The sequence below is a fragment of the Janthinobacterium sp. 17J80-10 genome (genome assembly GCF_004114795.1).
Taxonomy (GTDB): Bacteria; Pseudomonadota; Gammaproteobacteria; order Burkholderiales; family Burkholderiaceae_D; genus Paucimonas.
The window spans coordinates 3,538,118-3,557,126 of sequence record NZ_CP035311.1; the positions used below are offsets into that span (position 1 = coordinate 3,538,118).

At 54.1% G+C, this 19,009-nt stretch carries 13 protein-coding genes and 1 pseudogene; 13 read left to right on the plus strand and 1 reads right to left on the minus strand.

From position 1 onward, the window contains the following. The first annotated feature begins 230 nt into the window (after nt 1-230). The 10 genes from EKL02_RS15900 to EKL02_RS15945 all read left to right on the plus strand — a co-directional run bounded on the left by EKL02_RS15900 (nt 231) and on the right by EKL02_RS15945 (nt 13,628). Nucleotides 231-1,454, plus strand: a complete 1,224-nt coding sequence (locus EKL02_RS15900) for a hypothetical protein (RefSeq protein WP_128902942.1) — start codon at nt 231-233, stop codon at nt 1,452-1,454. After that, nucleotides 1,451-2,854 carry a cytochrome P450 gene (locus tag EKL02_RS15905; protein WP_128902943.1) on the plus strand — a complete coding sequence of 468 codons (1,404 nt, stop codon included), beginning with the start codon at nt 1,451-1,453 and terminating at the stop codon, nt 2,852-2,854. The genes EKL02_RS15900 and EKL02_RS15905 overlap by 4 nt, the downstream gene beginning before the upstream one ends. After that, complete coding sequence (locus tag EKL02_RS15910; protein ID WP_128902944.1) at nt 2,851-3,198, plus strand: hypothetical protein; 348 nt, start codon at nt 2,851-2,853, stop codon at nt 3,196-3,198. The genes EKL02_RS15905 and EKL02_RS15910 overlap by 4 nt, the downstream gene beginning before the upstream one ends. A 355-nt stretch (nt 3,199-3,553) precedes the next feature. After that, on the plus strand, nt 3,554-4,969 hold the full coding sequence (locus EKL02_RS15915) for a mannose-1-phosphate guanylyltransferase/mannose-6-phosphate isomerase (RefSeq protein ID WP_128902945.1): 1,416 nt from the start codon (nt 3,554-3,556) through the stop codon (nt 4,967-4,969). A 38-nt stretch (nt 4,970-5,007) separates the two neighbouring features. Continuing rightward, entirely contained in the window at nt 5,008-6,159 is a 1,152-nt protein-coding gene (locus tag EKL02_RS15920; RefSeq protein WP_128902946.1) for a hypothetical protein, read from the plus strand. Between the two features lie 10 nt (nt 6,160-6,169). Continuing rightward, nucleotides 6,170-6,967, plus strand: a complete 798-nt coding sequence (locus EKL02_RS15925; RefSeq protein WP_128902947.1) for an ABC transporter permease — start codon at nt 6,170-6,172, stop codon at nt 6,965-6,967. Further along, on the plus strand, nt 6,964-7,614 hold the full coding sequence (locus EKL02_RS15930) for an ABC transporter ATP-binding protein (protein WP_128902948.1): 651 nt from the start codon (nt 6,964-6,966) through the stop codon (nt 7,612-7,614). The genes EKL02_RS15925 and EKL02_RS15930 overlap by 4 nt, the downstream gene beginning before the upstream one ends. After that, a complete protein-coding gene (locus tag EKL02_RS15935; protein ID WP_128902949.1) occupies nt 7,589-9,109 on the plus strand; it encodes a glycosyltransferase family 1 protein in 1,521 nt (506 codons plus the stop codon). Before EKL02_RS15930 ends, EKL02_RS15935 begins: the two co-directional genes overlap by 26 nt. 36 nt (nt 9,110-9,145) lie before the next feature. Continuing rightward, nucleotides 9,146-11,053, plus strand: a complete 1,908-nt coding sequence (locus tag EKL02_RS15940) for a hypothetical protein (protein ID WP_128902950.1) — start codon at nt 9,146-9,148, stop codon at nt 11,051-11,053. Nucleotides 11,054-11,093: 40 nt separating this feature from the next. Next, complete coding sequence (locus EKL02_RS15945) at nt 11,094-13,628, plus strand: hypothetical protein (RefSeq protein WP_128902951.1); 2,535 nt, start codon at nt 11,094-11,096, stop codon at nt 13,626-13,628. An 18-nt stretch (nt 13,629-13,646) separates the two neighbouring features. Here the strand turns inward: EKL02_RS15945 and EKL02_RS15950 are convergent. Beyond that, nucleotides 13,647-13,868, minus strand: a pseudogene (locus EKL02_RS15950) (IS4 family transposase); the annotation flags it as partial. Nucleotides 13,869-13,974: 106 nt separating this feature from the next. Between EKL02_RS15950 and EKL02_RS15955 the strand changes: the two are divergent. The 3 genes from EKL02_RS15955 to EKL02_RS15965 all read left to right on the plus strand — a co-directional run bounded on the left by EKL02_RS15955 (nt 13,975) and on the right by EKL02_RS15965 (nt 18,885). Continuing rightward, on the plus strand, nt 13,975-14,628 hold the full coding sequence (locus tag EKL02_RS15955) for a hypothetical protein (protein ID WP_128902952.1): 654 nt from the start codon (nt 13,975-13,977) through the stop codon (nt 14,626-14,628). A 121-nt stretch (nt 14,629-14,749) separates the two neighbouring features. Then, nucleotides 14,750-16,591 carry a glycosyltransferase gene (locus tag EKL02_RS15960; protein ID WP_128902953.1) on the plus strand — a complete coding sequence of 614 codons (1,842 nt, stop codon included), beginning with the start codon at nt 14,750-14,752 and terminating at the stop codon, nt 16,589-16,591. Between the two features lie 41 nt (nt 16,592-16,632). Further along, the gene (locus tag EKL02_RS15965; protein ID WP_241687883.1) at nt 16,633-18,885 is read left to right on the plus strand and encodes an exostosin family protein; all 2,253 of its coding nucleotides are present in this window, start codon (nt 16,633-16,635) and stop codon (nt 18,883-18,885) included. Nucleotides 18,886-19,009: the final 124 nt, after the last annotated feature.

Consider the following 19,009-nt stretch of genomic DNA (forward strand, 5'->3'; position numbering starts at 1 on the left):
CGGGATACAGGCACAAGCCGAAGGCCAGAAAAATAAAGACCAGGATCATTACTGCCAAAAGCGCAACAAGGGTGCCCATGAAGTATCCCTTTGATATTTTTTTTAGGAAATGACGCAACAAGCAGAATGCCAAGCCTAAGGAACTACGAAATTGGCCCCTTGCGCCTTCTCAATGTCCGTTACAATTCCTCGTCCCGCTTTCCACAAGCTAATAGTTCCCAATCGCAATAGTGGTTTCTCCCGTTAAAAAACGCCATGTCTATTACCTGAGTGGCTTCGATCCGCGAGGCCCCTCTTATTACCGGCGTTTGTACGCGAATGAAGGCGCGCGGCAGGCTGCCGTCAATGGCATGTCGCTGGACATTGGACCGCGCCAGCGCCCGTCCAGCCTGAGCAGCCAGTGGCAAATCCAGGCCGGGATCGATAGCCACGAGGTCACAACCACTTACGAATTCCTGCGCTGGGACGACCTGATCCGCAAATACTGGGAACGCAACGAACTGAAAATCCTGTTCGATTACTGCCGCGTGTATGCCATGTGCATTGCCAACGGCATGTTCGGGCATGTGCTCAAGACGGCCTGGCCCCCCTTCGTGGCGGCGGTCGTGCCGCTCTTGCTGATGCTGGCATCGCTGCTGCTGGCAATCGGCGCCGGCTGGCTGGCGGGCGGCGCCTTGCTCGCGGCAGGCGCGCCCGCCTGGCTGGCCCTGGCCACTGGCGTAGCCACCGGCGCCGGCGTGGTGCAACTCGGCCGCACGCTGGAAAAGCGCATGAACAGCTTCTGGCTGCTGCGCATCTATGCCTTCACGCGCCGCCAGGCAAACGAACACCTGACGGACCTGGAAGACCGCCTCGACGGCTTTGCGCGCCAGCTGGCCGCGAAGGCACGCGCTGCCGACACCGATGAAATCCTGCTGGTTGGCCACAGCACCGGCACCATCATGGCCGTCTCCGTGCTGGCGCGCGCGCTGCAGATCGACCCGGCGCTGGCCAGCCACGGCCCGCGCATCAGCTTCATGACGCTCGGCCAGTGCATTCCCATCCTGAGCTTCCTGCCGAAAGCCAGGCGCTTTCGCGCCGAACTGGCGGCAGTCGCCGGCGCCGCGGACATCGACTGGATCGATTTCACCGCACCCACCGATGGCGCCTGCTTCGCCTTCGTCGACCCGGTCGCCGCCACCGGCATCCGTGACAACAGCCAAGGCAACGCCGTCCGGCAAGCGGCGCCGCGCCCCAAGATCCTCTCGGCGCGCTACCCCACCCTGTTCACCCCGCAAACCTACGCCGCCATGAAGCGCGACTGGTACCGCCATCATTTCCAGTACCTGATGGCCGGCGAGCTGGCGGGCGACTATGACTTTTTTGCGATCACCGCCGGCGCCCTGCCGCTGGGCGAGCGTTACCGCAACCACGCTCCGGTCACCAATTTCACCGGTCTGAAGGTATTCAAATGAGCCGTTTCTGTCCCGTCTATCCCAAACCGCGCAAGAACAAGGCGTCCGCCCTGCTGATGTTGTTCGGCAAGCGCCGCTCCTGGCTGGATGGCCTCTACGAGCGCAGCTACGGCATGAAAATGGGCGAGGTCAAGCTGCCCGGCGCGCAACTCTACATGGTCAACGAGCCGCCGCTGGTGCGCCGCATCCTGATCGAACAGGCGGCCAAGTTCCCCAAGCACACCATGCTCGGCAAGCTCCTGGCCCCGCTGCTGGGCGAGAGTATCTTCACCACCAATGGCGCGCAATGGCAGCGCCAGCGCACCATGATGGATGGCTCCTTTGCGCAGACCCGCCTGAAGCTGGTGTTCCCGCTGATGAAAGCGGCCGCTGCAGCCATGAAAGAGCGGCTCGACAAGCTGGAAGACGGCGCCGAGTACGACATCGACCTCGAAATGACGCATGTCACGGCCGACATCATCTTCCGCACCATCCTGTCGCAAACCCTGGAAGGCGAGACCTCGCGCAAGATCTTCGAGGAATTCACGCGCTTCCAGGAAATGGCGCCGCGCATCCTGAACCCCATGCTGTTCAAGCTGCCGCGCATTTTCTCGCCCTGGCTGGCAATCCGCCGCAGCAACCGCGCCGCGCGCGAAATCCGCGCGCAGCTGGAAGTCTTCATCCGTCCGCGCTATGACGCGCACCGCGCTGGCACACCCGGAGAGTACCAGGACATCCTGGCATCCCTGCTGGATGCCGTCGATCCGGTGGCCGGCACCGCTTTTTCCTTCGACGAACTGGTCGACCAGGTGGCGATGCTGTTCCTGGCCGGGCACGAAACCTCGGCCAGCGCCCTGTCCTGGGCGATGTACCTCATCTCGCACCGTGCGGAAATCCAGGAACGCATGCATGCAGAGGCGATGGCCGTCATGGGCGAGCGCGAACCCGACTATTCCGACATCAAGAGCATGGAACTGATCTGGAACGTATTCCGCGAAACCCTGCGGCTCTACCCGCCGGTGGGCTTTTTCGCGCGCGAAGCCACCGAAACCCAGGGCATGCGCGACAAGACCGTGCACGAAGGCGCGTCCGTCATCATCGCCCCCTGGCTGATCCACCGCCACCGCGAACTGTGGGAACGCCCCGACGAATTCGACCCGGACCGCTATGGCTCGGCCAGCGCGCGCGAGTCGCTCAAGTGCGCCTACCTGCCCTTCAGCCTGGGCCCGCGCGTGTGCATGGGCGCCACCTTCGCGCTGCAGGAAGCCGGCCTGATCCTGGCCACGCTGGTCAAGCATTACCGCTTCGAGGCGCCTGCCGGCTATACGCCGGAGCCGGTGGGGCGGCTGACCGTGCGCTCGGAAAACGGCGTTCGCGTGATTATCCGCAAGCGCAAGCAAGGCAACGGGGAAGCGGCATGAAGGAAAGGCTTGCCGGCTTCATCCTGATGTGCGCAGTGGTGCCCATGGCCATCCTGGGTTACCTGATCATTTGCTGGGCCGGGTTTTTCGGCAAGGCCGAGCGCGGCCGCGCCGGCGTGCGCGCGCTCGACCATTTCGTCAATGCCACCGTTTTCAATGGCTATGCCTGGGAATCGATTTCCTCGCATGCCTGGCGCATGCGCGAGAAGCACCCCTGGGCCAGGATGGTCATCTGGGTAACCGACCAGTTTCAGAAGGACCATTGCATGCGGGCGAACAAGCGCGAGCAACCGGTGGTCGATCTGGTGCTGGAAAAGGGGCTGGAGAAGCAGACAATCCACTAGGCCAACGTCAAAAGCGCCTGGAATGGCAGGAAGGGGCGCAATCCGCTGTCTCGCAAATCCAACGAGCCACTTCGACAAGGCCGCTGGCTTTCTAGGGATTTCGACAATAAAACATGGGCATTCATGGCATCTTCGGGACAAGCCATGCGATTCCTGCAATAAAATCATTGCCTGATATCAAGATCACTTATCAGACGAGAATCACTTAGATCTTGCCTATCTACAACCCTAAAATAAATTTTAATTTCCGGTTATTCTTTAATACAATGTTGAGTGAAATCAAGATTCTTTTATGAATTTTGCAAATACCGAAAGTTACTAAGCAGCGGCAGTAACACATTGATTAGAGAGTAGCATGAGCATCGTTCCCACCATCCTGTGCGGCGGCGCCGGTTCCCGGCTTTGGCCTGTTTCCCGTGAATCGCATCCAAAGCCTTTCATTCGCCTGGCAGATGGCCAGAGCCTGCTGCAAAAAGCTTTCTTGCGCGGTGCGATGCTGCCAAACGTGCGTGAAATCCTGACAGTCGCCAATCGCGAACTGCTGTTCAAAACCCAGGATGACTTCCGCGAAGTAAATGACGGCAAGCTTGCCACCTCCTTCATCCTCGAACCGTTCGGACGCAATACTGCCGCAGCGATCGCCGCCGCAGCATTGCACGTCGCCCAGGCGCACGGCGAAGACGCCGTCATGCTGGTACTCGCGGCAGACCATTTGATTGCCGACCAGGAGGCATTTTCCCTAGCGGTAAGCGAAGCCGTTGCCTTGGCCCGCCAGGGCAAGCTCGTCACCTTCGGCATCCAGCCAGATGCACCGGAAACCGGCTATGGCTATATCGAAGCGAACGGCAACCAGGTTTTGCGCTTCGTCGAAAAACCCTCGCTGGCAAAAGCCGAGGAATACCTGGCATCCGGCAGCTTCTTCTGGAACTCCGGCATTTTCTGTTTTGAAGCAGGCGTGATGCTGCAGGCGCTGGAACAACATTGCCCGGATATCCTGGGCGCCACCGCGACCTGCATGACCGCCTCGCGCGCCGCGCAAGGCAAGGATTTCAGCCAGATCGAGCTCGACCCGGACAGCTTCGCGCTTGTGCCGGACAACTCGATCGACTATGCCGTCATGGAAAAATCCAGCCAGGTGGCCGTGGTTCCCTGCGACATCGGCTGGAGCGACATCGGCTCATGGAGCGCTCTGGGCAACCTGACCAATTCCGATGAACAGGGCAACCGCATCAATGGTGAAGCCCTGCTGCACGATGTATCCAATTGCTATATCCGCAGCGGCAAGCGCCTCATCGGCGCCGTCGGCCTCGACAATCTCATCATCGTCGACACGCCGGATGCGCTGCTGGTGGCAGACCGGTCCCGCGTGCAGGACGTCAAGCACCTGTACGCAGCATTGAAGGCACAGGGGCATGAAGCCCACAAGCTGCACCTCACCGTGCACCGCCCCTGGGGCACTTATACCGTGCTGGAAGATGAAGTCCGCTACAAGATCAAGCGCATCGTCGTCAAGCCGGGCGCCTCGCTCTCGCTGCAGATGCACCACCACCGCAGCGAGCACTGGATTGTCGTCAGCGGCATGGCGCGGGTCGTCAATGGCGACAATGAACTGTTCGTCAACACCAACGAATCCACCTATATCCCGGCCGGCCACAAGCACCGCCTGGAAAACCCCGGCATCCTCGACCTGGTCATGATCGAAGTGCAAAGCGGCGAGTACCTTGGCGAAGACGACATCGTGCGTTTCCAGGACGTCTACGGCCGCTGTTAAGCGCATTGCCCCCCTCGTAGCACAACCGAAGTCAGATAATGCAAACTGTTGCCGCATCAAAAAGTCAAAGCCGATTTGCCAGGTTCGCCAGCGCACTCAAATCCCGCCTTCTGAGCAATCGCCTCTTCCTGGCGACTGTCCTGATTCCGACATTGCTGGCAAGCCTGTATTTCGGGCTCATCGCCTCCGACGTCTACATTTCCGAATCGCGTTTCGTGGTACGCAGCCCGCAGCGCCAGAGCGCAAGCGGATTGGGCACCTTGCTGCAAAGCGCCGGCTTCACGCGCTCGCAGGACGACACGTACTCGGTGCAGGACTTCATGCACTCGCGCGATGCCATGCAGCAGATCAACGCCACCCTGCCCTTGAAAGCCGCTTTCGGCAACAGCGACATTGACTTGTTCAGCCGCTTCGACAGCCTCTCGCTGGATGACAGCGTCGAAGCCCTGTACCAGTATTACCAGAAGCAACTCGACATTAACGTGGATACTGCCTCCTCGATCACGTCGCTCCGAGTAAAGGCCTTCACGGCAGAAGACTCGTATCGCATCAACACCATGCTGCTGGAGATGGGCGAAAAGCTGATCAACAGGCTCAACGAGCGCGCGCGCCAGGACATGATCAGCTTCGCCTCGGCGGAAGTAAGCAGCGCCGAGCAAAAGGCCAAGGCAGCCGCGCTGGCGCTATCCGGCTATCGTAGTCAGAAAGCCGTATTCGACCCGGAGCGTCAATCCGCCCTGCAATTGCAGCTGATTTCCAAGATCCAGGACGAACTGATCGCCACCAAGACCCAGGTGGCACAACTGCGCGCCCTTACCCCGGACAATCCACAGATTCCTTCGCTGCAAAAACGCACGGAGTCACTGCAAAGTGAAATGAACGCGGAAATGGCCAAGGTGGCTGGCGGCACAGCCTCGCTCACCAACAAGGCCGCCGACTACGAGCGCCTGGCACTGGAACGGGGGTTCGCCGACAAGCAGCTGGGTGCGGCGCTGGCATCCCTGGAACAAGCCCGCAATGATGCCCAGCGCAAGCAGCTCTACCTGGAACGCATCGTCCAGCCGAACAAGCCGGATGTTGCCGTGGAACCGCGCCGGTTGCGCGGCATCGCCGCAACTTTCATCCTCGGCCTGATTGCGTGGGGCGTGGCAAGCATTCTGCTGGCGGGCGTGCGCGAACACCACAATTGATGCGTGGCATATGAATAACCTGAACCAGACGCCGCTGCGCAAGGCGTTTGCCATCCAGTTCCGGGTGGTCCATGCCTTGCTGCTGCGGGAACTCATTACCCGCTATGGCCGCCACAACATCGGCTTCATGTGGCTGTTCGTCGAACCCATGCTCTTCACCGCCGGCGTGGCCGCACTATGGGCCGCGACCAGGTCGGCGCATGGTTCGACCCTGCCCATCATCCCCTTCGCCGTCACCGGTTACTCATCCGTCCTGTTATGGCGCAATGCGGCCAACCGTTGCGCCAACGCGATCCAGCCCAACTTGAGCCTGCTGTACCACCGCAACGTCCGGGTGCTGGACGTGTTCGCATCCCGGTTGCTGCTGGAAATTGCCGGCGCCACCATTTCCCTGATCATGCTGTCGATTTTTTTTATCGCGACCGGCATGATGAAGATGCCGGAAGATTTGCTGTTGATGGCTTGCGCCTGGCTCCTGCTGGCCTGGTTCGCAGTTGCACTGGGCCTGGTCGTCGGCGCGATCACGGAACGTTCGGAAATTTATGAACGCCTTTGGCATACCTTGACCTACCTGATGTTTCCGCTATCCGGCGCGGTGTTCATGGTCGACTGGCTGCCGCAAGCCGTGCAGAATGTGGTTTTATGGATCCCGATGGTGCACGGCACGGAAATGCTGCGCCACGGCTACTTCGGCGAGGCCGTTCAGACCCACGAAAACCCCGCCTATCTGATCACCGCCAGCCTGGTCATGACGCTGCTCGGCCTGGCCCTGATGCGTGAAACGGCGCGCCGGGTGGAGCCGGCATGATCGTCATCGACAAGCTCAACAAGGCTTACCATACCAGTCATGGGCCGCGCACAGTACTTCACGACATCAACCTACGCCTGGACAAGGGCGACAAGCTCGGCATCCTCGGGCGCAATGGCGCCGGCAAGTCCACCCTGATCAGGCTGATCAGCGGCATCGAACAACCCACCTCCGGCCACGTGCATCGCGGTTTCAGCATTTCCTGGCCGCTAGCCTTCGGCGGCGCCTTCCAGGGCAGCCTGACCGGGATGGACAACCTGCGCTTCATTTGCCGGGTGTATGACACCGATATCGCTGCCGCCACCGATTATGTACAGGATTTCTCGGAGCTCGGTTCCTACCTGAATGAACCGGTCAAGACCTACTCATTCGGCATGCGCGCCCGCCTGGCCTTTGCCTTGTCCATGGCAATCGAATTCGATTGCTACCTGATCGACGAAGTGCTGGCGGTGGGCGATACGCGCTTCCAGGAAAAGTGTCACTACGAATTATTCGAAAAACGCCAGGACCGCTCCATCATCCTGGTGTCTCACATGCCGCAGCAAATACAGGCTTACTGCAACACCTACAGTGTGCTCGACGAGGGCCACCTGCACCATTTTGAAAATAGCGACGAAGCATATGCGTTTTACGACAGCAAACAATGACAAGCTGAGGCTTTTGCTCGACCTCAAGCCAGCGCTGGACGGCTATGCCGGCATTCCCCAGGAATCCCGCCTGCTGTTCCGTGGACTCCGCTCCATGGAGGGTTACGACGTCGAGGGCCTGATCCAGCATGGCGGCAGAAAACTGCGCCCGGCGCTATCCAGCAAGACCCAGTCCCTGTCCGTTGCCAAGCGCATCAACCGGCTGTCGCGCGCCGTCGTTTCGCTTTACGAAAACCCCTACAGCAACATGTTCGACAAGGCTGTCCAGGGGGTGGAAAACTATTATGCGCTGCACTTGCTGCGCCTGCGCACCTTGACGGGCAGGCCGCTGCCCGCCGGCATTTTTGAATCGGAACATTTTGACGATTTCATCTGGCGCACCTTTTTCAGCAAAACCCTGAAGGCGGCGGACAAGGAACTGGTGTCCACGGCACGCTACCGGGTGCTGGGCACGCCGCGCAAGCTGTTGCACCAGGCGGGACTGGCAGGCCTGAAGTTTTCTTCCGAGCCGCGCTATGTCCCGATCGACACCACAGGCTCGGATATCTTCCTGGCGCAGACCCCCTTTCCGGGGCGCGTCTCGAAAGGCACGCAAATGGTGGTGCGCTATCACGATGCGGTGCCCATCCTGATGCCGCACACGATCAATGACCGCGCCTTCCATCAAGCCTCGCACTTCTACGCGCTGCAAGACAATGTCAACTCAGGCGCGTGGTTTTCCTGCATTTCGGAAGCCACCCGCAACGACCTGCTGAAAATCTTTCCGCAAGCCGAAGCGCGGTCGTCTGTCATCCACAATATCGTCTCGGATGAATATTTCGAGGAAGACTCGTCCAAGGGCCTGATCTTCCAGATCCTGCGCAACCGCCAGGGCAAGGTGGACGAGTTCAAGCAAAAGTCCACCACGCTCGAAAAAAATGCGGAAACCGGCGAATTTCCCGACTTCGAGTACCTGCTGATGGTTTCCACCATCGAGCCGCGCAAGAACCACCTGCTGCTGACAGAAGCCTGGGAGCGCCTGAAGTACTCTTCAAAGCCGAACCTGAAACTGGTGATCGTCGGCAGCCTCGGATGGGAGCAGGGACCAGTGCTGAATGCCTTTCGCCCCTGGGCGGAACGCGGCGAGCTGTTTTACCTGAACAACGTCCCCGCTGCCGAACTGCGGGTACTGTACCGGCATGCCGAAGCCACCATTTGCCCAAGCTTCGCCGAAGGATTCGACTACACCGGCATCGAAGCCATGCTCAGCGGCGGCATCGTCATTTCCTCCGACATCCCTGTCCACCGTGAAATCTACGGCGATGCCTCGGAATACTTCAGCGCTTACTCGACGGAAGATGCCACCCAGGTCCTGGGAAAGGTATTGGCGGAAGATGGCGCGGCACTACGGGCGCAATTGAAGGCCAATGCCAGGGAAGTGTCGGCACGCTATACCGCCGAAGCCATCCTGCCCAAGTGGAACGCCTTCTTCCAAAAGCTAAAACAAGCCAAATAATTTTTTGAATACAGCATTTACGCGACGGAGCAAGCAATGAAAATCCTGGTGACGAGCGGCCACCCGCATTCAGGTTACGAGATCGTGCAGAAAATCATGCAGGCGGCGGGGCTAGGTGCGGCGCAGCCATCGCGGCGCGAAGGCATGACGGTTGAAGAATTGCATGCCAATATTTTTAAGGCGCATGAGATCGAAGCGACTGCCCCGGAGATCAAGAGCGGGCTCGAACCAGGCAAGATCTGGCAAGAACTCGGCGTAGATTTATTCCTGGGCAACCTGTCTCAAGATGTCTGGGGTTGGGCCGATGCGCGCTCCACCTGGCTGCTGGACTTCTGGAAAACTTTCGACAAACAGACCCGCTTCATCCTGGTCTATAGTTCGCCTGAAGCTGCCGTAGGCAGCATGCTCGAAAACCGGGAAGCGCCGCCCGACAACATCGACGCCGAGATCGCCTCCTGGGTCTCCTTGAATGCTGAAATCCTGCGTTTCTACCACCGCAATCGCGAACGCTGCACGCTGGTCAATGCCACTGCCGTCATGCAGGCGCCGGCAAGCCTGATTGAACAGGTCCGCGCAGACTTTGGCTTGCATGCGCTGCCTGCCGATTTCGCGCCCGAGCAAAACCAATTCAGCGCGGTCACCGGGTGCCTGGCAAAAGCACTGGTGGAAGATTACAGTGAAGCTGCGGCACTTTACCAGGAGCTGGAAAGCGCCGCGGACCTGAGCCTTAGCCAGGCGGCGACGCCGGCGGCAACGGCGCAGCAAGCCTGGCAGGATTACATCAATCTGCGCAAACAACTGGCAAATCTGGCGCAAGCGCAACAGCATCAAACCGGGCAACTGGACGGCTTGCAGGCAGAATACGCCGCACTGAAAAAGGCCAAGCAGGGACATAAACTCACCTCGGCAGAACTTGCCAAGGAAAACGAACTCCTGTTGCTGCAACTGCACCAGGTTCAGGAAGAGCTCGAAAGCAATTTCAAGAAACAGGAAGAGCGGACTAAAGAGCGCGACGAACAAGCCAAGCTGGCGACCGATCGCCAGAAGCAAGTCGAACAAATCACCCAGGCCCGCGACACTCAGGCGAAGCAAGCCAAGGACCTCTCCCAGGAAAATGAACTCCTGCTGCTGCAACTGCACCAGGCACAGGAAGAACTGGAGCATTACTTTTTAAAGCAAGAAGAACTGCGCAAGAAGAGTGACGAACAAGCCAAACTGGCGAATGAATACCAAAAGCAGATTGGGCAGCTGACCAAAGCACGTGACGAACAGTCCAGGCTGGCGACGAACTGGCAAAAGCAGCTTGAGCAAATGACCCAGGCACGCGAGCAGCAGTCGCTGGTGACCGCGGAGCGGACCAAGCAGATCGAAAAAGTCTGCCAGGCGCGTGACCGCCAGGCGCAGCTGGCGGCCGAACGCCAGCTGCAAATCCTGGAACTCACCGAAGCCCTGGCGGCAAGGCCACAAGTAGCGCCGCAGCAGGAAGAAATCGACCAGCTGATCGCCTATGCCCGCTTCTGGCGCAGCCACCAACCGGCACAAGTCGTGATCGACCTGCGCCGTGAGATCGATGGCGACAACTGGTATCACGCGGAAGATGACGGCCGCTGGGCTGGCCCGGACAACACCAGCGCGATCAGGATGCCGTCTTTGCGGGATGGCAAATACCTGCTCCAGCTTGACGTTGTGGATGCAATGGCGCCGGACATTACCGAGGGAACTGCCGTTTTTCTGAATGGCATACCGCTTGAAGTCAGCGTGAGTGGCGAAGGCCATCCGGTTGTCCTGAACGCAAGCTTTTCTACGGATATGTTCCCGGAAAGCCTGATCTGGCAATTCGCACTCCAGTATCCGCGACTGATCTCGCCGGCCGCCAGCGGCTCGCCGGACGAGCGCAACCTGGCAATACGCCTGGGCACCTTAAAACTGGAATGCATCGAATAAGGTGACGGTTTTTTACGCAATTTAATTGAGGCAACTGCCCATGCAAGTAAATTTCTCCCTGCAGCAATGGCTTGAGGCCATGCGCCATATCGCGCCGATTACCGGCATGCTCCACGTCGGCGCTGGCATGGGAAATGCCGTGGCACGCTACGCCGAATGGGGCGTACCCGCAGCCGTCCTGGTCGAAGCGAGCGAGGAACACCATGACAAGTTGGCGAGCATTGCATCAAGTCACCCTGGCTGGTCAGCGCATCAAGCCGTGCTGGCCGAGCGAGCCGAGGAAATCAGCTTTTACGTAGCGAGCAATGTCAGCGAAAGCGGGATCATCGCGCCAGAAAATCTGGCCGGACTCTGGCGCAACCTGAAAACCAAAGAACAGCGCCGGATCAGCAGCACCCCACTGAAAGCACTGTTCGACAGCCTGGGGCCACGAGCCGGGCACATCAACTGGGCAGTCATCGACTGCCTGCCAGCGTTGCCGATACTAAAAGGCGCACAAGCCATTCTGGAGAACTGGGATGTGCTTGCAGTCCGGGCTGTCCTGGATGAAACGCAATCGGTGGGCCAAGGCACGAGCAAGGCCGAGATAGACAGCTTCCTCCAAGCGCATGGATACCAGCCAATCGCGGTGGAAGAAGAACGGCAACCAGCTGTCGGTATGGTGCTATATGTACGCAACTGGAAAGCCGTCCTGAATGTAAAGCTGACGGCCGCGACAGAAGCAAAAGAGCAGCAAACCAATCTCGCCAACGACCGCCACCTGCAACTAGAACAGCTGACCAAGGCGCGCGACGAGCAAGCCCAGCTCGCCAACGACCGCCAGCAGCAACTTGAACAGCTGACCAAGGCACGCGATGAGCAAGTCAAGCTCGCCAACGACCGCCACCTGCAACTCGAACAGCTGACCAAGGCGCGCGACGAGCAAGCCCAGCTCGCCAACGACCGCCACCTGCAACTCGAACAGCTGACCAAAGCGCGCGACGAGCAAGCCAAGCTTGCCAACGACCGCCACCTGCAACTCGAACAGCTGACCAAGGCGCGCGACGAACAAACCAAGCTCGCCAACGACCGGCAGCAGCAACTCGAACAACTGACCAAGGCACGCGACGAACAAACCAAGCTCGCCAACGACCGGCAGCAGCAACTCGAACAACTGACCAAGTTGCGCGATGAGCAAACCAAGCTCGCCAACGACCGCCACCTGCAACTCGAACAGCTGACCAAGGCGCGCGACGAGCAAGCCAAGCTCGCCAACGACCGCCACCTGCAACTCGAGCAGCTGACCAAAGCGCGCGATGAGCAAACCAAGCTCGCCAACGACCGCCACCTGCAACTCGAACAGCTGACCAAGGCGCGCGACGAACAAACCAAGCTCGCCAACGACCGGCAGCAGCAACTCGAACAGCTGACCAAGGCACGCGATGAGCAAGCCAAGCTCGCCAACGACCGCCACCTGCAACTCGAACAACTGACCAAGGCACGCGATGAGCAAGCCAAGCTCGCCAACGACCGTCACCAGCAAATCGAACAGCTGACCAAGGCACGCGACGAACAAACCAAGCTCGCCAACGACCGTCACCAGCAACTTGAGCAACTGACCAAGGCACGCGATGAACAAACAAAAATCACTGCTGAGCGCCAAACTTTGCATGACAAAGCCGTGTCTGATAGCGCGCAGCAGGTTGGGCAAATTACTGAACTATTGAAAATCCAGCAGACTCGCCTAGATAAAATGGAACAAGGCTTGAGACAGCAGATTACTAAAGGCCTGGAAAATTCAACCAAACAAATAGAATCTTTTATTGGAATCGAAACGTACCTAAGCCGTGGTCAATTGCTGCCTGCACTGCATGGTTGGCCAATTAGTGCTGATTTCGCGCTTTACCTCATTAATCTTCTCGAGAAAAATAACTACGACCTGATTCTCGAATTCGGTAGCGGAGCATCAACTGTACTGATGGCGAGCGCTATCGTAAAACAGTTACAGCGCCATCCAATGGTGCAAGTTCCACATTCGGAAAACGATGGGCGTCATTTCCACCGCAACATTGGGTCAGACGGAGAGCATCATTTCCCTACGCATATTGCGCAGGAAAATGTCAACCGAAGCGTTATAGATCTAGTACCGCGTGTCGTCACATTCGAACATCATCGCCAGTATTTTGACGAAACGAGGGAAAAACTTCACCAAGCTGGCGTTGCAGAAGTCGTCGAACTCATCCATGCCCCACTGCAGGATTACGCTACACCGTCTGGCGAGCAGTTTCTTTACTATGACTGCGAAAAGAAAATCGCTGAGATAGCGACACTTCTCGATGGCCGCAAAGCAAAAATATTGCTGCTTGTTGATGGACCACCAGGAGCCACCTGCAAGCTTGCCCGATACCCAGCACTACCCATCGTCTTAAGAAATTTAGCTACGCATCGATTAGATGTACTTATGGATGATTTTGATCGGCAGGATGAGAAGGAAATTGTCTCTCGGTGGAGTGATCTACTTACCAAGCGATCACTGGCACATAAAATGGAAACCTTCGCATTTGAAAAAGGCGCTTGCTTGATTTCAGTAAATTAATTGTTCACTAGTGGCCAGTTAAAAACCGAATAAATTCGATTGGTTAGCGCAGGATGCAGCATCAAAAATGTAGTCATCGGTCTGAAAGGCGCATGAAATATGGGTTTTCTCAAAAACAGAGACCGATAAAATTTGTAATAAAGTGTAGAGCGAGGCATTCAATTGCAATACTTTTTTAATAATGACGATCAGCACATAAGTCGAGATGTCGTACCAGATTTGCGTCTTCACGGCAGATTCAATTTCAAATCGTGGACACACTTTAAACTCTTGAAACTCGCACCAGCGCTTACTTTGCGAGCTTTACATATCAATTAAACGGGACACTAGTGTTTCCAGATAAATTATGAAAACAGGCCAACTGAGCAAAAAATATATTTTCCCGAATGTTGAAACATTGAAGTCATATGTAATGGAGATTGACGGCGGAGGAAGGGATCTGATTGAGAAATTAATTCAGACGATTGCTGACCCAGTCATGATTGAGATTGGTTGCTTTCTTTGTGGCTCCACTAGACGTTGGCTAAATTGTTCGCCTACTCTGAAAGTAATTGGCGTAGATCCTTGGAGCGATGAAATAATTAATATAGTCGAAGGATATAAATCAGTGGACTGGGCCAAGCCGATATTGGAAAAAACTGGCAATGTTGACCAGATGATTGCCGATCTCAAAACTCATGGAGTCTATTTGTCCGCCTGTGCCAATATAAGCGAATTTTCAGACAGATTCATCCCAGTTCGCGGGCGCTCGCCAGAGGCCCTGTATGACATTGCAGACTGTGGCGTCATCCCCGACATTATCTACGTAGATGCTTTAAAACTGGAAGACGATCTCCGATCCGCCCATGAACTTTTTCCGAATGCAATCTTATGTGGAGATGATTGGACATGGGGCAAGGAAAAAGGATATCCAATGCGTACCGCCGTCATGAATTTTGCTGCGCAGCACGGATTTTCTGTCGAGGCAGAGAAAGCTACTTGGATTATTCATAAGCAATAGATTAATCGGCGTGCTTAAGCCAACAGCAATCACGCCTTTTCCCAATTATCAAAACAATTAAATGTAAATCGTACTTGTTAAGTATGGCGCGCCGTCTCCCAAGCAATCTAAAAACATCGAAATGCTCAATTTTCTAGTCGTTGTACCAACCAAAAATTCTGAACAATTCGTGCATGAAACACTCAACTCGGTGGCACGACAGGAATTCGGAGTCAATCGTGTGCACTTGCACATTCAAGACTCCATATCTGTTGATGCCACATTAGATATCGTGCGGGACTTTGCGTCGCAGGTTGATTGTGGACTAGGCAACAAAAAATTATCAATCAGTTACGCATCTGCCCCAGACAGAGGGATGTACGATGCGATCAATATCGGCATGGAGATGACTGGTGTCGAAAATTTCTCCCCTGATGTTTTTTTTTGGCTTAACTCCGACGACATTTTGCTCCCAGGCGCAATTACCAATTTAGCCAAAACATTTTCGGACCCGGCAATTGAATGGGCAATAGGCATGGCGCTTGACATCGACGAGAATGGCGGCCAGATCTATTCCGAGCAACATGCCAGAATACCTATCTCCAAACTCAGGAGTGGGGATTTTAATTATGCCGGCTCACAGTGGATAAGAGCAGAATCAACAGCATTCAGGTATACGACCTATTTACAATCCGGCGGATTCGATGGCCAATTTCGGCTTGCCGGTGATTATCAAGTTTTTCTTAAACTTTCATTAATCACCGAACCAGCCTATGTAGATTATGGGGTCAAAGCGTTTCGAAAACATGCTGGTCAGCTGTCCAGAAATCTTATTGCTTATGAGCACGAACGCTCGAGAATTAAATATTTCTCAGCAAAATCACATGATGTTGAGTCCGCTTCTGAACCTGAAAAAGCCTTAGCGAAAAATCTTCCGCTCTTTTTCTATCCTGACTACACGGGTGGCAACTCATATCAAAATCTTCTTTATGATGGAATTAACGCAACTGGCGTAAAAGACTTGGCATCGCTTGAAGTCATCGGTTTAAAAGAACGCCGCGGCATCTTGCATATTCATTGGCTGAATCAAATTATCGGCGACTCACGAGATAAAGCGCTCGAAAATTGCGAACGTTTTAAAGCTGCGATTTCGTTAGCGAAAAAAAATGGTCTGAAAATAGTATTTACCGTCCACAACATTTCCTCGCATGAAGGAATGAATAGCGACCTTGAGACCGATATTCTTAATTATCTATTTGATGTATCCGCAGTAGTTCATGTCCACCACGCCATCGTTTCCTATCAAATATTAAATCGCTACGGCAAACTACCTTGGGGGAAGCTAATTATTGGCGAACATGGACCTTATCCAGAACCAGCGGAAAAAGTTACCGCTGGAGATTTAGAAAAATTCGACATCGTTGACTCGAATTTGCCCTATATCGCTATCCCAGGCCAGATTCGGCCATATAAAAATTTAGGGCTCTTAATCGATCTAATCGATGAGTTAGATAAGAGTAACGAAATGCCCAACGAGATGCTCTTCTTGTTCGTTGGCTCGTTTCATCCAACAACGTCTGAATCAGACCGGCATAGGTTACTTAAAAATAAAAGAGTACGTATTGCGAAAAACTGGCTAACAGAAGACGAGTTTTCTCGAATTCTGATGAACGCCAGATTCACGTTACTAAGCTACTCGGATGTTTCAACTTCTGGCGCACTCTTTCATTCGTTATCAATGGGAGTGCCTGTAATCGCACCAGACTTGGGAACAATCCCGTCGTATGTGTTTGATGATTACAACGGCTATGTATATAAAAACCATTCGACAGAATCAGCACGCAAGGCGGTTCTGACAATGCTGAGAAAAATGCATTGTGACCATAATTCATTTCATGATATGCGCCTGGCGGCTAAGACCTCAGCTCAACGACTCAGCTGGGAAAAAACGCTTCGTCTCATACTTTCAAAAATCTCAAATTAATAGTTAGCCGGTAATTGCTATTAGGAATAGCTGTGAATTCAATGCATATTAAAAATATAGGTAACATCTATGCCTATGACAATGATTGGCAAACGCCAGCCAAAACCGAGCAACATGCATATGAAAAGTGCCTGGGTCGATTTCCCCATGTCGCTGACATACTTTATTTTGCATTTCCTTGGGCGACTCTGATCGACAATTTAAATACAAAATCAAGTGGCGCTTCAGGCCTGCTTTTGGCACTTGACGCATTGATTGAATCTATCCCCAAGGGGATTGTTCACAGATTCACAGTATGTCAGCACATATACGCATTTAAGTACGTCGAGCTATTTAAAAAAGCTGGCATTACAGAACTTTATTTGTCTCATGCAGAACACTCGACACGTACTCTAGAGGGAATCAACATACACCCGTTCCCTCTCTATCCAGTAAAGGTCGCAACCGACAACTTTTATGAGAAATGGAAACCCCAGGAGGCGTCGGCACGTCGCTACCTCTACAGCTTTATCGGGGCGCATGACTCGAAATATTATCGCACTAGCAGTCGCGAAGACATATTTGAATTATTTGGTGATTCAAAATCTGAACTGGCATACGTTAAGCGTCGAAATGAATGGCATTTCCAGCGAGATGTTTATGACGTTCAAATTAAGGGCAAGGTGGTAAGTGAAGAATTCAAGATAAAACAAAAACTCGAAGAGGACGAGTATTTGTCCATCTTGCTTGATAGCGTATTTTCCTTATGCCCCTCCGGCTCTGGCCCAAACAGCATTCGCCTTTGGGAGTCTTTGGGCACGGGCACCATTCCAGTCATCTTGGCCGATGGCTTGCGTCTGCCTGGGGATGAAGATCTGTGGCGAGAAGCTGCAGTATTTGTTCGGGAAAAAAAAGAGCGAATTGAAAAATTACCAGTTCAACTTGCCGCTCTTAAAAACAACGCTCACGATCTCAATAAAAAATGCATAGCAGTAAATAAATTATACGAAAAGTATGGGCCAGGCAATTTTGTTGAGGACATAGTTGCTTTAGCCATTAAAAAATCAACTGAAAATTCAGGCAAGAAGGTTTTTGTATTTGACCCTGGATTAAAGGACTTTCACACTCATCATCACATCATCAACAGGAATGTTGCTGATGTCCTAAAAAAGCACAAGGTTAAATTCAAGGTCTTTGGCAATCGCAATTTATCAACTTCCACCGCAGAATACGATACGGCGCCTTTTTTCAAGCACAGCCCTTATGAGGACATGCAAGAACTAAGTAACAAAGAGTTCGCTCAAAGATGCCTTGCATATGCAAAAGATATTGCCGACATAGTGAAGGAGCAGGGGTCTTCGACAGCTGTCATTATTCATACCTCGACAGCATCGCTAGTTCAGGGCTTGGCATACGCCATTAGCCATTCGGATGTGTATTTTTCACATATCGAATTACAATTAATGTTTCATCCACTCTCGTTTAGTGGCGAAAACATTAACAACTCCAGTCCAAATTACACGAGATACTTAATTGCATTGCGATCACTAAAATCTGCCGTTAAAGCAGCAAAAATTGGGATTTCCATATCGTCGTCTTGCCAGAGTTTTGCCGGCTTGTATTCCCGAATGTTACGTGAACGGGTTACAACTCACCCGTACGCGTTACATAGCGCAAGCAGTGAGCATCCGATCGCAAGAAAACAACTTGCCGTTGCGACCAAACCAGACACCTCAACCCAGAAAATCTTATTGTTTTCAGGGGATCTCAAGATCGATAAGGGTATCGCGTGGATCTCAAAAGCTTTACCGGAATTACTAAAATCAAATAGTGAAGCGGAGTTCCATCTGCAGTTGGCAAAGCCGCGCTTCCACAGTAACGCGCTAGAAGAGTCAATTATTGCGATCAAAAATTTGGCCGAGTCCAGCAATAGAGTTAAATTGATTGATGGCTACATTGATCAGCAAAAGTGGGAAGAACTTTTGGCGACGATGGATGGGCTTTTGATTCCATATAGCCCGGTCGCATATCGCAGCAAGACTTCCGGGATTCTGTTTGAATATATTAGGAACGCAAAAAATACTGCCAAGCTGGTTGTGACAAGAGATACATGGCTTCACGATGAAGTGACGATTTGGCACTTGCCCGTAATCGACGTAGAGTTCGGAAATACGCAAGACCTGGCAAACAAGATTGGCACTTTCAATAAGCACCCGTCTATTGGAGATATCAAAGAAAGCTTTCCGGATTTTTGGAGACAGTATTTTGGGCAAGGGAATGATCAGTTTTTGGTAGCCAAGACCACCGCGGCCTAAGACAGTCAATGTGCATGCTTTGTGGCCGCGGCGATCAATCTGGGACACTTTCCGTGTTATTGGAATTCCATCGCACAAAGGTTATTCAATGGCAGAGTATGAGCACTCAAACTGACACCTTCAC

Bases quoted from the DNA above. Each gene is read 5' to 3' on its own strand.
- EKL02_RS15905 (WP_128902943.1), top strand. From the start codon at position 1,451: ATGAGCCGTTTCTGTCCCGTCTATCCCAAACCGCGCAAGAACAAGGCG.
- EKL02_RS15910 (WP_128902944.1), top strand. From the start codon at position 2,851: ATGAAGGAAAGGCTTGCCGGCTTCATCCTGATGTGCGCAGTGGTGCCC.
- EKL02_RS15915 (WP_128902945.1), top strand. From the start codon at position 3,554: ATGAGCATCGTTCCCACCATCCTGTGCGGCGGCGCCGGTTCCCGGCTT.
- EKL02_RS15920 (WP_128902946.1), top strand. From the start codon at position 5,008: ATGCAAACTGTTGCCGCATCAAAAAGTCAAAGCCGATTTGCCAGGTTC.
- EKL02_RS15925 (WP_128902947.1), top strand. From the start codon at position 6,170: ATGAATAACCTGAACCAGACGCCGCTGCGCAAGGCGTTTGCCATCCAG.
- EKL02_RS15930 (WP_128902948.1), top strand. From the start codon at position 6,964: ATGATCGTCATCGACAAGCTCAACAAGGCTTACCATACCAGTCATGGG.
- EKL02_RS15935 (WP_128902949.1), top strand. From the start codon at position 7,589: ATGCGTTTTACGACAGCAAACAATGACAAGCTGAGGCTTTTGCTCGAC.
- EKL02_RS15940 (WP_128902950.1), top strand. From the start codon at position 9,146: ATGAAAATCCTGGTGACGAGCGGCCACCCGCATTCAGGTTACGAGATC.
- EKL02_RS15945 (WP_128902951.1), top strand. From the start codon at position 11,094: ATGCAAGTAAATTTCTCCCTGCAGCAATGGCTTGAGGCCATGCGCCAT.
- EKL02_RS15955 (WP_128902952.1), top strand. From the start codon at position 13,975: ATGAAAACAGGCCAACTGAGCAAAAAATATATTTTCCCGAATGTTGAA.
- EKL02_RS15960 (WP_128902953.1), top strand. From the start codon at position 14,750: ATGCTCAATTTTCTAGTCGTTGTACCAACCAAAAATTCTGAACAATTC.
- EKL02_RS15965 (WP_241687883.1), top strand. From the start codon at position 16,633: ATGCATATTAAAAATATAGGTAACATCTATGCCTATGACAATGATTGG.